Here is a 14188-nt window from a genome sequence, read left to right on the forward strand (position 1 = left end):
GATGAAATCCAGATTGCTGGAAAGGATCTTAAAACCAGTTAAATCAGAATGATTGAATCAGGAACTTATTCGTTTGTTTCTTTCTGCGTAAAAAAGCTCCTAATCTTTCTGAAACCAATCTGCTGAATTGAAACAAAACAAATCCTAAAACCGCGCCGAAACTGTTCATCAGCACATCGTCAACATCCGCGATCCGCCCAATCAAGAACTGGATGACCTCAATCGTGAGCGAGCATCCTGCGCCGAGGATAAGAATTCTTCTCCAATTCCTGAACTGAGGAAAAGCCGCGGCAATTAAAAAGCCGCCGGGCACGAACATCAGGATATTCGCGAGTCCCTGCCTTAAAATAAGTCTGAAGTAAAATCCGTTCATTTTCCCGCTTTGAAACGCTCCGACAATCTCACCAATTCCTTGAAAAGGGATCAGATTCCAGTTATGGAACCGCTCCGCTGAATACGGCCCATTGAGCGTCACCGAGAAAACAAAGAATAACCAGGCTCCCGTCCCCAGCAGTAAGCTCACCCTTTTTAGCTTGAAATTCATCCTAGAAACAAACCTGGCGCAAAGAAATACGAGGAACGCACTTCCCGCCAACCATAAGCCGATCCCTGAAAACAGATTCATAAAACTCCCCCCCTTGCGCAGCGAACGCCGCATCCTTCAATTTCATCTAAAGAAAAACAGATCCTTCAAATTACCTCGAAAGATCTGTGCTGGTTCCGATACTTCACGTTTCCTTCAGCGGTATTGCTTTCCGCCTGTTCGTCTGATCACAATCCGCCCAGTTGGCTTACCGCGCCGCCGTCGGTCACAATCTTGCCATATTGATCGTAAACACCCCAGACGTCTTTCAGCTCGCTTTCTTCAATTTCATCAAAGAATTTCAGCTTGAAATGATGATATCCCGGAGTGTATTGCGTATAGACAAGATCCGCCCGCGGCGCGCTCAGCTGGATATGACTCTGACCCTCGAAGGTCGTTTTCGTGATCGTCACGCCCGCTAACAAGCCTACCCGCTTAAGCGTCCCATCCTGAGCAGAAATCAGATTGCCCAACGAATAGATACAGAGTGTATCGTCGATCCATTCGATCGGCTGAACGACATGCGGATGACTGCCGATGATGATATCCACGCCCAGATCCGCCAACAGCTGCGCTAAACGCCGCTGTTCCGCAGTCGGCTCGTGCGTGTATTCCTCGCCCCAATGCATCGCGACCATCAGCACGTCGACTTCCCCGCGGGCCTTGGCGATGTCTTCCGCCAACATTTCATCCGTATAGACATTGACCAGATATTCCTTGCCTTCCGGCACTGGAATTCCGTTAGTTCCATAGGTATAGGACAACAGCGTATACCGGATTCCGTTGATCTCCCGGATCCGCAGCTCCTCCCGGTCGTCAAACGAGCTGTACGATCCGGCGGTCAGCGCATTTTGGTTTGACCAGTAGTCCAGCGAATTCAAGATCGCCTGTTCACCCCGGTCGAGCGTGTGATTGTTCGCCAGAGAAACAAGGTTAAACCCCAGATCCATCATCGTATCGCCGAACTCCTGCGGCGAATTAAAGCAAGGATACGTCGACAAGCCCAATTCCGTTCCGCCTAAAATCGTTTCCTGGTTATAATACTTCAAATCATAATGATCCAGAACGCGGTTCAACGTGCTCATCATCTCGGTAAAATCGTAATTGCCCTCAGTCGTCTTGGCATCGGTATAAACCGCCCCGTGAAGCAGCGCGTCGCCCGCCATAATCAGCTCGGCTTTCTCCACCACCGGCGTCGGCTGCGGGGTCGTCACAGGCGGCGTTACCGCGACCTGCACCTCTCCGTTTTTAGGTTTCTGCAGCGTAATCACGGCCAGCACCATCAATAAAGCCCCCAGCAAGATCAACAGGGCGATTACCGTGCGCATCAGATTTTTCATCGTTTGTTTCTGATTCATAACTTCTCTCCCATCCGCTGGTCTTATTATACCTTTTTTTCATACCCGGCTCGCGTTTTTCACTGACAATTAAGATTTTTGTAAGGTTTTACCGCTTTAATTGAACAACGTGCACCGGACAGACCTCCTGGCAGCAGTAACAGCGAATGCAGCGGCGGCGGTTGACAACCGCCTTGTGATCGACCAGCGTGATTGCCTGAACCGGACAGTCCCGCACACATTCCCCGCATCCCAGACAACGTGAGGCATCCGGCTTGGGATAGGGAGCGAAATGCCTCCGCAGCGCGGCAAGCGGCGAGGGAATCAGCTGGATTAAGCCTTTCATCGTTTCCGGCAGCCGGAAATCATGACGGATCAACGACTCCCACGATTCTTCAGGAGCGATCAGTTCGATCGCTTCGGGATCAACCAGTCCCAGCTTCACGGCTTCCCGATGGATCGGTGTCTGATCCGGATCAATCCCCAGCAGGGTTAACGCGCCATAATCCAGTGCAAATGGATCCAGCGCCGCTAACAGCCGCTGTCCGTCATACCGGTCGCCGCCGCTGGGGCCATTGCCCTGCATGCCTTCCACCGCGTCCATAACGCAGAGCTGCGGTTTGACATGCGCGCAGAATTGACACAGAAACCGGCAGAACGATTCACGCTGAGGAAAGCGGGCGTGCATCTGAGCTTTTACCAAGCCCGGAATGACGCCGAACATATTCTTTACCGCGCCGCTGGCGACCGTATAGCTGTGACTCTTAAACTTGCAGCAGTCAATGATCAAATCGGCTTGCGCGACGCATTCCAGAACCGGCACCGGTTCGCTGCCGGCGCGCAGCCCGCTGTCGACGCTGCTAAGATTTTCATTCAACCGGCAGCCTTCTTCCTGAACCAGTGCCCGCAGTCCTGTTTTCTGATATACCAGCTGGATGGAATCCGGCGTAAACCGCCCGGCCGGACTGTCGGCCAGCGTCACACTTCCTCCACGTTGATGAACATAGCGAATGACTGCGCGCAGGACCTCCGGATGGGTCGTCGTGAATTCCTCCGGTGTTTTCGCCGACAACAGATTCGGTTTGATCAACACGCTCATGCCTGGCTGAATCAGCGTATCCGCGCCGATCGCCGTCATTAACAAATCCAGCTTTTTTCCGATAAGAGCCTGATCATAACCGGCGCAGCGCACAGCCGCGACTTTTTGTTTTCCGCTCATTTTCCTCTCCTCATAAGAAAAGGGCTTAACAGCCCTTGCTTTGGTACACCACTTCGCCGTTGACCAGCGTCGTCTTCACGACCGCCGTCGGATCCAGCGTCGGTATTCCGTCAAACAGCGCGATATCGGCGTCCTTGCCCACTTCCAGCGAACCAATCCGCTGATCGCAGCCGATGATTTTCGCCGGATTGATCGTCAGCATCGCGATCGCCCGTTCGGCCGGCGCCCCATAGCGCACGACCTCGCCGGCCTGTTCAACGATCAGCCATGGATGATAAACCGGACCATCCGTCATAATCGCGCACAGCACGCCGCGCTGGTCCATTTCAACCACGCTGTCAATATCGATTTTAATCGACTCGCCGAACCCTTTGGCCACGGCAATCGGACCGAAGATCACCGGGCAGCCGGCGGCCACGATCGGTTCCATATAATCCGAAGCGCCCCACGCATGATCGAGCGTGAATTCAAAATTAAATTCCTTCGCCAGTTCGATCACGGTGATCATATCAAACTGCGTGCAGTGCATTTTGACCGGCATTTCATGCCGCAGCACCTTCGCTCCGTTTTCCATCGCAGGATCCCATTTCGGCATTTTTGCCGGATCGTTCTGCGCTTCTTCCTGTTTCTTCATGTATTCCTGAACGTCGCGGAAATACTGACGCAGCACGCTGGCCACGCCCATCCGCGTCATCGGCATCTGATTGCGCTTGCCGTAGACGCCCTTCGGATTACCGCCCATCGCCGCTTTCAGCGCCACATGCCGGTTCACGCACATCGACTCAACCGTGCCCTGCCCCGCGCTTTTCACCGCGCAGACCACACCGCCGATCACATTGCCGCTGCCCGGAGCGATCGCGCTGCAGGTTACCCCGGCAGCCAGCGCTTCCTTAAAGGAAGGCGACAGCGGATCGATCCCGTCGAACACTTCAACTTCGGCAGTGACGTTCCTGACCATTTCATTGACATCCTGCGCTCCGGTCGCGATCTCAAAGCCGCCGATATGACTGTGCGCGTCGACAATGCCCGGAATGGCCGTCAGTCCCGCCGCGTCGATGACCTCGGCGTCTTCGCAGTCCAGCTGTTCGCCGATTGCCGCGATCTTGCCATTTTCAATTAAAATATCGCCTTTTTCCAGCGTGCCCTGCGGCCCCATCGTAAAGATTCTGGCTCCTCGGATCCATCGTTTCATCACGCCTGTTCCCCCTTTACTATTTCCCCGGAAATAACGACAATTTCCGGCAGGGCACGGAAGGTTTCCAGCGGATTTCCCGACCAGATCACAATGTCGGCATCCTTGCCCTCAGTCAGACTCCCGATCCGATCCTCCACGCCTAACAGCTGCGCCGGAACGCTTGTCAGCATTTTCAGCACATCCTCGCTGGACAGACTTGCGCCTAAACGCCGCGCCTGCGCCATCAGGCCATGCGCGTTCCACATCAGGATCTCCCGGCCCGGCGAAACCGCATCGCCAAACGCGCTTAACGCCACCGGCTTGCCTGCTTCAATCAGGGAAAACAGCGCGGCATAGTTCACCGCCGCATTGTACTTGTTAAACCCATCGGTCAGATCGCCCAGAATCAGACCGCAGTCCTTGTCCAGCAGACTTTCATCCAGCTGATACATATTCGCCAGCACCAGCTTGACCGGCGTGTTTTCAAACAATTTCAGGACTGCGTCGGCTTCCGCTTTCGTGTTGCAGCTTAAGATCAGCGGCAGCTTGCCTTCCAGCACCGGCTTAAACGCCTGAACCTTCGGATCCTTCTGGTCTTCTTCTTTCTCTGAGCCGCATTTCGCGATCAATTCGCGCAGGGCGGAAAAGATCCCCATTTTTGTCATCGGAGCGCTGTTGCGCGGACCATAGGTCTGCTTTACCTTCTCATCAACCGAACCCTTCATCGCGGCGTTCGCCTTGACGCACATCGCCTCTGTCGTCCGGCCATGCGCCTTGAACACCGCCGCGCTGCCGCCGAGAACATTGTTATTGCTTGCAGCGACGCCCGCCGCCGTAATGCCGTAACCCCACAGCTCCTGGTACATCATACTGTCGGGATCAAACGCGTAAACGACGTCCAGCTGCGGCGTCAGCGGATCACTCGTTTCATCGTTGTCGCGCGCCTGCCCGCGCCCGGCCGCCGTGCCCCAGCCGCTTAACGGATCGATCCAGCCTGGCATGACGCACTTTCCTTCCGCGTCGATCACCTGCGCCCCCGGCGCCTTCAGATTCTGTCCGATCTGAACAATCTTGCCCGCGTCGATCAAAATATCTGTTTTAGCCAAAATCCGGCCTGTACCGTCATGAACGGTTCCCTTTTGGATTAAGATCAAATGATTACCCCCATTCTTTTTTATGCCTGTTTCCATTATAATGATTTCTTCCGCACTTTCCTAGTCCGCGATGAAGTTTTTTCCAACAACTCCTGCCTGTGGAAAGTTAAAAAAGAAGATCTCGATCTCCTTTACAGAAATCTTGATCTTCTGCCTTAGCTGAACGTGAACCGTTTCAAATAAATTCCTTTATCTCGTTATCGTCTTCCTTTGATTCAAATAATAGACGCCATAGGTCATTCCTGACACGATTGCGATATAACTGACAACCAGCTGCATGCCAACGCTTTGAATCAGATAACTGAGATTCGTTGAGAAATAAGGATCGATCAAAGCTTCCGTAATTTCCGGCGCACTTTTCAGTACAGCGTCGATCTGCGGAGCGTAAACAAACACATTGAGCGCGTACACCGCCAGACTTCCCAACAAGATCAGCATCATCGTTTTTAAAACAATGTGCAAGATCAGTTTTCTGGATTGAAAAAACATCTTCGCCCCGCCTTTCAGGGCCTGCCATGCGCTTTGATGCGTTTCAATCATTGAAAACAGCGTCAGATGATTGATGCAGTTAAGAAAGATCACGCTCAACCCCAACAGCGCCGGCAGGACAAGAAGCACCGCGCCGAAATGAATCATCGCCTGAAGCGCGAAGACGCCGGCGGCCAGAATCACGGCATACATGCCAAACAATGGCAATAAGGCCTTAAAATATTTTGCGAACTGACTGAAATCCCGGTACGAATAAGGTTCGTTCCGCAGCGCTTTCAACATGACCCAATCCAAGCCGAACAGAAAAACCAGATTGATCGCCAGCGTAGTTCCCAGCGGAATCAGATTGTCGTTAAACTGCTGAGCCGCCAACGAGATCAGCGAGCACAATAGAGCCGTAACCACACAATACTTCATCAAGGCCAGCCGGTGCCTGGCGATCGCGCTCCGGGCGGATTCCAATACGAGGCTCATTTCGTCCTGGTTCATGCCGTGATCGCAAGAAAATCTTTTTCCTGCGACTGCACGACGCCTTCTTTCAACAGGCGGATTTTGCGGCTGTTGGCATTGACGACAAGAATCGGACAAACCATGGAAACCTTATGCTTTTTAAAGAATTCCAAATCGACGTCGACCAGCGGATCGCCCGGATTTACCCGCTGATCCAAAACGACATGCACCGCAAAGCCTTCGCCTTTGAAATTCACGGTGTCTAATCCCAGATGGATCAGATATTCATTGCGGTCATCCGCCTTGATGCCGATCGCGTGGCCGGTCGGGAAGACCGCGACAATTTTGCCCGACACGGGCGATAATACCTTGCCCTCCAACATTTCCAGCGCAAACCCATCCCCCATCGACTTACTTGAGAACACCGGATCCGGCACTTCGTCCAGCGTCATGATCCGACCCTTAAACGGAGCGGCGAAATCCACCGGTTTCGGTTTGAACAGATTCTTAAACATCAACTTCACTCCTCACTTTTATACAATTTTCCCATACAGTAGGTTGCCTGAATTTCAAAAGCATCGTTGACGACGAGGATATCAGCGTCTTTCCCTGCTTCCAGACTCCCCTTGCGGTCATCCACACCGATATAGCGCGCCGGATTTTCCGCCGTGATCTTCATGATCTCATGAACGGACGGATGGACGTTGGCGATCAGGTTGCGGATCGATTTGATATAGCTCAGCTCCAGGTTCCGCACCGCCTTGTAATCGTGAATATCGACATGTTCCTCGCTACCGTCGTCATTGCGCAGAATCAGTTCGTCGCCGTTGGGAATAAACGTCTGCTTCCGGATATAATGATACTTTTCTTTCTTCGTCAGCGCAATCCCGCCGCAGTCCGTCGTCATGATAATTTTATCCTTGCTTTTCAAACGCCAGGTCAGCGCGAACACTTCCGGCCGCACGGTCATGCCGGTCTGTTTCGCGAATTCGCAGTTCAGGTCGTCGAAGTACAACGCCGCACCGGCCACGCCCGGCTCCCGGTGATGCAGCCCGCGCATGCCGCTGAACATGTGGGTTACGCCGCCTAAGCCATATTCCTTCAGATCCCGGATACAGTCGAAGGTTGCCGCGCTGTGACCGATATTGATCTGAATGTGATGCGCATGGCAGAACTGGATCAACTCCTTCGCTCCCGGAAGCTCCGGCGCCAGCGTCATCAGACGGATGATCTGCGGGTGGGACTGAGCATCCATGAACCGCCGCATGATCGCCATGTCCGGATCAATGCAGCAATCTTCCCGCTGCATGCCCTTGTACTCCTTATTGATAAACGGGCCTTCCAGATGAACGCCCAGCAGCGTCGCGCCGTCGTCTTTCTGATGATCGACAACCCAGCTGGCATTTTTGATGCCCTCGACCAGATCCTCGACCGGTTCCGCGCCGGAGGTTGCCAGGAAACTCGTCACCCCTTCATACGGCAGGTTCTTTTTCATTTCCTGTATTGAATGGACGGATTTATCGTTGTTGAAGCTGCCGGTGCCCCAGCCGTGGATATGCTGATCGATAAAACCCGGGATAAGCAGATGATCGCCATAATCAATAACCTCGGCGTCAGCAGGCACTTCTGTAGAGAACCCCCGGATGACCTCACCCGCCACTTCCAGATAACCGCTGCGGCAGATCTGATAAGGAAAGTAAATTCTTGTTGATTTTAAATACATCGTTTAATCCCTCTTTTCCAATGTCCAGTAATCTTGATTAACCTCCATGAGATCGTCCAGCACCGCCTTCGCTTTATCAAAATCATTGACGGTCCGGTTCAGTGTCAGCGCCTGCAGCGCCTTGGTATAATCTTTTTCCATCCAGGCTTCGCAAGTCAGTTCTTCATAAGCGTATTGATTCTCCATCAAACCCTTATAGAACGTTTTCACAGGGCCGTACGGAATTCCCCGCACGCCGTCTTTTCCCAGAGTTCCAGCGACTTCCACGACGGCTTCCGCCGGGAAGTTGTCAATCAGTCCTGTATTGCGCGTCATCACGATGAATTCCTGATTTAAGTCATAGGCGATCGATTCTGCTACCTCGACCATCATTGAACCGAACACCGGCGAAGTCAGCACCGGAATCTCACCCAGCTCGGTTTTGCCCCGGGCCAGCGCGCAGACGTCCCAGACTTCTTTTTCCCGGGTCAGGATCGTTTCATCAGCACGGGTGAACTGCGGATCACTTTCTTTCACGATCTCGTCCGCATAGAAATAATATTGCAGATACGTCGTCGGGATATATTCTGAAACACAGTTCATCATCTTGTTGACGCGCAGATAGGTATCCAGCCAGGATTTTGTACGCTGTTCCGCATTGTAAGGCTTAAAGTCGTGATTCATCAGGTAATCGCGCAGCGTATCAAAATAGTCATGGCCTTCCGTATCATAGAGCGCGGTGAACCAACCGAAATGGTTTAATCCGAAATACCGGGCCCGCAGCGTTTTAACGTCGACGTTGAGGATCTTGGCAAAGCTGACCATCATCGAATACGGCTGATCGCACATATTGATCAGGCGATGATCGTCAGGATATAACCGGTCCAGCGCCAGACCGACGATGGCCGCCGGATTGGTGTAATTCAGAATCCAGGTTTCTTTGGAATACTTGCGGACGCAGTCGACCATTTCCTTCATCCCGCCGATTGAACGCATGCCGTAGGCGAAACCGCCCGGGCCGCAGGTTTCCTGGCCGACCAGACCATATTTCAGCGGAATCTTTTCATCATACGAACGCATCGTGTTCTGACCGACCCGCATCTGGCAGAAAACAAAGTCGCAGGCACAATAAGCCTCGTCCATATCACCGGTCACCACAACCTCGGTTTCCGGGGAAAAGGTATGCAGCAGCAAACGGCAGTAATCTTCAATTTTGCCGAAGCGATTCAGGTCCTTATCAAAAAAGATGACTTTCTTTACCGGGAAACGGTCTTTCATCTGCATCAGCGTCCCGATCAAGGCCGGAGTCCGGCAGCTGCCGGCTCCGGAAATTGTTATCGTGTGCGGTGTTCTCTTCATGCGTGCCGCCCCAATTCATCGTCGACCGCATTGCGGACAAATTCGACTAATGGTCCGAAAACAATGTGAATATGCTTGGTTGTCGGGAAGAAGATTCCAGCGCACCCAGATTTTTTCAACAGATCTTTGTCGATCTTTTTGTTGTCGTTGATGTCAATCCGCAAGCGGGTAATACAGTTGTCCACCGTGCCGATATTGGATGGACCGCCCAGCGCTTCGATCACAATCTTCGCGATTTCATCATAACGCTTTTCCCGGATCAGTACGTTATCCGCGGAAGGTTCGTCTTCCCGTCCTGGCGTCTTGACGTCAAACTTGACGATCCACCATTTGAACAGGAAATAATAGATGAAGAAGCTGATCACGCCCACAATTACGATATTGATCCAGTGGGAATTTTTCATCATGACGCCGAAGATCACGAAGTCGAACACGGTACCGCGGATATAACCGACCGCCGTTCCCATAAAGTAGAGAGCTAACGAGCCGAGGGTTCCGATCAGCGCGTAGATGACATACAGCGCCGGTGCGATGAACAGGAACGTAAATTCCAGCGGTTCGGTCACATTGCCCAGCGCCGCCGTCAGAACCGAGGTCAGAATTAAGGACTTCGCCAGCGCTTTGTTCTCCGGATAAGCGGTCTTGTACATCGCTAAGCCGATCGCCGGGAAAACGAACATCGTTCTGACCATCTGATTCTGCGCACCAAAGCGGGTCAGCTCCGGCATCAGCGCCCAGTACTCGCTTTCCGGTCCAAGATTAAACAGGATTTCATTCATCGCATCAAGATAGCCGATATAGGTCTGGCCATTGATCACATAGGTGCCGCCGGCTTCCGTGAAGCGCAGCATCGCGTTCCAGACGTGATGCAGGCCGAACGGAATCATCATCCGGTTGACAAAACCTGACAGCACCGGTCCGAGAATCTTATGCAGAAGCAGGCCGGACAAGCTGCTGCAGAAAGCGATAAAGTATTGCCAGAAGAACGGCAGAATCAGACCGATGACGATCGTCACGCCCATGGAGATTAACGGAACCGATTTCTTGCCGGAGAAGAAGGCAAACGCGATCGGCAGTTCCAGATTATAGAATTTATCGGAAGCCCAGGCAGCGACCAGACCGGCAATGATTCCGCCTAAAACGTTGACGTTTAACGTCTGCATGCCTAAGACCATCGCCTGACCGCCGACAGCGATATTGCCTTCGGTGATCAGCTGCCCTGAAGCCGACAGCCAGATTTTCATCGTAATCAAAAGAATCAGATACGCCATGACAGACGAGAAGACCGCGATTCCCTTATCGCGTTTCGCCATGCCGTAGGCGACGCCCATTGCAAACATAATCGGAATGTTGCCGAAGATCAAATCGGAAATCTGACGGATGCTGGTAAAGATCAGTTTGACTGTTGGATTGCCCAGAAAGGGCAGCAGATCGATCATGTACGACTGGGTAAAGGCCGCGGATAAGCCCAGCAGTAAGCCCACCGGCGCCATAACCCCGATTGGCAGCAGCAGTGATCGACCGAAACGTTGAATCTGCTCACTATACTTTTTCATAGCAGTTCCTCCCTGCTTACTAAATTACCGGAGATTGAAAGCGATTTCAATAAAATCACCGGTTATTTCCGACAGTCTTTTTTACCCTGGTCATCAAAAATGACCACAGTCACAAATCATGGGATAAAGCTTACATCTTGAAAAACAAACAAAGAAAAACGCGAAGATCTCCGCGCTTAAAACAATTAAAAATTAGACCTTTGCTATCTTAAAATCCACTTCTATGCGATTTCTGTTGCTCAACCTGAACATAATGAACTAACAAATCCACGACCGCGAACATCCCGATCCGCGTTACGATATCATCGATCTTGGTATCCGTCGTACTGGAAGAACAATACAAGGCTAAATCGCCGTATTGTACCAGCGGGCTGTTGGAAAAGGCGGTGAGCGTGATCAGCGCGTTGCCGTAGGCTTTGACAATCTTCGCTGTTTCCACAATGATCGGTGTTTTCCCGGAAAGCGAAATCGCAATCAGCACTTCTTCATGCGTCATCTGACGGGCGATGATATTCAGCAGATTGTAATCCGGGATATTGATGCATTTGACATTGAGCGTCAGCAGCAGGTGCTCAAGATAATTGCCGACCGCCTTGGACGTTCCGCGGGAAATCACATAAACACATTGCGAGTTCACGATTGACTGGGCAGCCTGCCGCATATTCTCCGGTTTGTTGAGCTGCATCGTTTTTGTCACATTGCCGGTGATTTCAGCCTCCACCGTTTCCACACTGGCTGCCGGTCCCGTTTCTTTCGCGCGGTTTTTCAGGAAAAAACGCAGATCGTTATAGCCTTCAAAGCCCAGCTTCTGCGACATATTGATCACCACGGTTTTGGAAACGCCGCATTGATCCGCCAGCTTCCGGCATGTCATCTTCTGAATTGTCTGCGGATGATCCAGAATGTAGTGCAGCAAGCTTCGTTCACTGTTGGTCAGCAGATCGTAATTATTTGAGTAAAAATCCACGACGATTCCCTCCTCGCTGTATTAGAACGGATTTATTATACCACGAGAAGAAACCTGCGAAATAGTCTGAACTGTGAACATCCCGGAAAGGTGCCGAATTTCATTCCTCAACCTTACCCGCAGCATCGAATTTAAAACGTCTTCTTGTCATTTATTCTTCATTCCCCGGACACTTGTGATAGAATAGTCGATAGATGGGAGAGAAAGCATGAAAAAAGTACAGATTCAAGATTTTATTGATTATCGCTATCTGGGCAGCCTGCAGGTCAGCCCTGATCAACAGCACGCGGTGTTCACCGTGATCACGGGGGATCAAGACGCCGACAAGTATCCCGGCAACCTGTGGCTGCTGGATCTGGCCACGCGCGAAACACGCCAGTTAACTTCCGGCAACGAAGAAAAGAAAGCGATCTGGTGGAACGATGACACGATCGTATTCACCGGCTGCCGCGATCCGAAGCTGAAAGAGAAAACCGCGGACGGTGAAAGCATGACGGTCTTCTACAAGCTGAATATCCACGGCGGGGAAGCCGTAGAATGGTTCCGTCTGGCGATGCCGGTCGGCAGCTTCCAGAAAGTAAACGACAACCAGCTGATTTTGTCGGTCGCCTACCGCGCGGATGGCATGAACGATTTTGAATGCCAAACCGAAGAAGAAAAAAAGCAATGGAAAAAAGAACGCGAATCGCACAAGGATTACGAATGGTTCGATGAAATTCCATTCTGGGCCAACGGCCAGGGCATCACCAACATGAAGCGCACCCGCCTCTATCTGCTGGATCTGGATACCCAGACGACAACGGCGATTTCCGAGCCGTCCGCCAACGCCTCGATCGCGCACATTCAGGACAACAAGCTGCTTTATATCAGCAATCCGATGAACTCTGTCCGGGAAATCCCAAGCTCGCTGCATCAGTTCGACTGCACGACAAAAAAAGATCTGACACTGATTCCGGATCATGAGGTCAACGTCAGCTGGGCTTTCTATATCAATCACAAGATCATCGCCGCGATCTCGGATTTCAAGGAATATGGTCTGCATCAGCATGCCACGTTGTTTGTCGTCGAAGAAGATCAGCAGCGCACCCGTTTGGTACATTACGATAATTCCTACGGCGCTTCGCTCGGCTCCGACTGCATCCAGCAGTTCGGCACCGCGGTCAAAGCGTACAAAGACAAGATTTATTTCAGCTGCACTGACGAAAACGACGGCTGTCTGAAATGCTTCGATGAACATGGTCAGCTGCAGCGGCTGTCCGGCTATCATGGCGGAATCGAGGACTTCGAGGTCACAGACCAAGGTATCGTCTTCATTGGTCTGCGCGATCAGAAGCTGCAGGAGATCTATTTCCTGCAGGATGAAGCAGAAACGCAGCTGACACATTTCAACAGTGAGTATCATGCGGCTACCGCGGTTTCCCCAATTGAAAAAATTGAGTTCTACAACGACGGCATCCGTCACGAAGGTTTCGTGATCAAACCCGCGGACTTTGATATCAACAAGAAATATCCAGGCATTCTGGAAATCCATGGCGGACCGAAAGGAACCTTTGGTCCGGTTATCAATCATGAAATGCAGGTCTTCGCCGCGAACGGCTACTTCGTCTTCTACTGCAATCCGCGCGGCTCTGATTCCCGCGGCAATGCCTTCGCCGATATCCGCGGACGCTTCGGGAAAGAGGATTACAGCGATCTGATGGCCTTTACCGACGCGGTGCTGGCGCAGTATCCGCAGCTGGACGGCGAACGTTTGGGCGTGACCGGCAGCAGCTACGGCGGGTATATGAGCAACTGGATCATTACGCAGACCGACCGGTTTAAGGCGGCGATCCCGGAAGCTTCCATTTCCAACTATGTCACGAAGTTCTTATGCACCGATATCGGCTTCACCTACAACATGGACAACCAGGCCGCGACCCCGTGGTCCGACGTCGCGCTGGTGTGGGAACAGTCGCCGCTGAAATATGCCGACCGCGTCAAAACACCGACGATGTTCATTCATTCCGATCAGGATTACCGCTGCTGGATCGCCGAGCCGATCCAAATGTTCTACGCGTTAAAGCTGCACGGCGTGGAAACCCGGTTCCTGTTGTTCCATGGCGAACATCATGGACTGCCGATCTTCGGCAAGCCGTCGCACCGCATTCAGCGCTTGACCGCGATGGTCGAATGGTTCGATAAGCACTGTAAATAAACCG

The 14188-nt window shown here is 52.1% G+C and carries 12 protein-coding genes; 1 reads left to right on the forward strand and 11 read right to left on the reverse strand.

All coding sequences use genetic code 11. The annotated features are described in order from the left end of the window. Positions 1–43: 43 nt before the first annotated feature. The 11 genes from HOLDEFILI_RS11160 to HOLDEFILI_RS11210 form a co-directional block, all read right to left on the reverse strand. Positions 44–625: a VanZ family protein gene (locus tag HOLDEFILI_RS11160; protein ID WP_039864821.1), complete on the reverse strand. Its 582-nt coding sequence runs from the start codon at positions 623–625 to the stop codon at positions 44–46. Positions 626–771: 146 nt separating this feature from the next. Then, a complete protein-coding gene (locus tag HOLDEFILI_RS11165; protein WP_006059795.1) occupies positions 772–1941 on the reverse strand; it encodes a CapA family protein in 1170 nt (389 codons plus the stop codon). Between the two features lie 88 nt (positions 1942–2029). Continuing rightward, a complete protein-coding gene (locus tag HOLDEFILI_RS11170) occupies positions 2030–3139 on the reverse strand; it encodes a DUF362 domain-containing protein (RefSeq protein WP_006059796.1) in 1110 nt (369 codons plus the stop codon). 25 nt (positions 3140–3164) lie between these two features. Continuing rightward, positions 3165–4331: an amidohydrolase family protein gene (locus tag HOLDEFILI_RS11175; protein WP_006059797.1), complete on the reverse strand. Its 1167-nt coding sequence runs from the start codon at positions 4329–4331 to the stop codon at positions 3165–3167. Next, positions 4331–5467, reverse strand: coding sequence for an amidohydrolase family protein (locus tag HOLDEFILI_RS11180; RefSeq protein ID WP_167317146.1), 1137 nt, complete (start codon positions 5465–5467; stop codon positions 4331–4333). The genes HOLDEFILI_RS11175 and HOLDEFILI_RS11180 overlap by 1 nt, the downstream gene beginning before the upstream one ends. Positions 5468–5656: 189 nt before the next feature. Further along, on the reverse strand, positions 5657–6430 hold the full coding sequence (locus HOLDEFILI_RS11185; RefSeq protein WP_156788915.1) for a hypothetical protein: 774 nt from the start codon (positions 6428–6430) through the stop codon (positions 5657–5659). A gap of 11 nt (positions 6431–6441) precedes the next feature. Next, entirely contained in the window at positions 6442–6921 is a 480-nt protein-coding gene (locus tag HOLDEFILI_RS11190; protein ID WP_039864822.1) for a PTS sugar transporter subunit IIA, read from the reverse strand. A gap of 5 nt (positions 6922–6926) precedes the next feature. Beyond that, positions 6927–8129, reverse strand: a complete 1203-nt coding sequence (gene nagA, locus HOLDEFILI_RS11195; protein WP_006059802.1) for an N-acetylglucosamine-6-phosphate deacetylase — start codon at positions 8127–8129, stop codon at positions 6927–6929. A gap of 3 nt (positions 8130–8132) precedes the next feature. Continuing rightward, on the reverse strand, positions 8133–9467 hold the full coding sequence (locus tag HOLDEFILI_RS11200; RefSeq protein ID WP_006059803.1) for a family 4 glycosyl hydrolase: 1335 nt from the start codon (positions 9465–9467) through the stop codon (positions 8133–8135). Then, a complete protein-coding gene (locus HOLDEFILI_RS11205; RefSeq protein ID WP_006059804.1) occupies positions 9464–11023 on the reverse strand; it encodes a PTS transporter subunit EIIC in 1560 nt (519 codons plus the stop codon). Before HOLDEFILI_RS11205 ends, HOLDEFILI_RS11200 begins: the two co-directional genes overlap by 4 nt. A gap of 208 nt (positions 11024–11231) precedes the next feature. Beyond that, complete coding sequence (locus HOLDEFILI_RS11210) at positions 11232–11990, reverse strand: MurR/RpiR family transcriptional regulator (RefSeq protein ID WP_006059805.1); 759 nt, start codon at positions 11988–11990, stop codon at positions 11232–11234. A gap of 208 nt (positions 11991–12198) precedes the next feature. On the opposite strand from HOLDEFILI_RS11210, the gene HOLDEFILI_RS11215 reads away from it, so the two are divergent. Then, positions 12199–14184: an alpha/beta hydrolase family protein gene (locus HOLDEFILI_RS11215; protein WP_006059806.1), complete on the forward strand. Its 1986-nt coding sequence runs from the start codon at positions 12199–12201 to the stop codon at positions 14182–14184. The last annotated feature ends 4 nt before the right edge of the window (positions 14185–14188 follow it).

The sequence above is a fragment of the Holdemania filiformis DSM 12042 genome, assembly GCF_000157995.1.
Classification (GTDB): domain Bacteria; phylum Bacillota_I; class Bacilli_A; order Erysipelotrichales; family Erysipelotrichaceae; genus Holdemania; species Holdemania filiformis.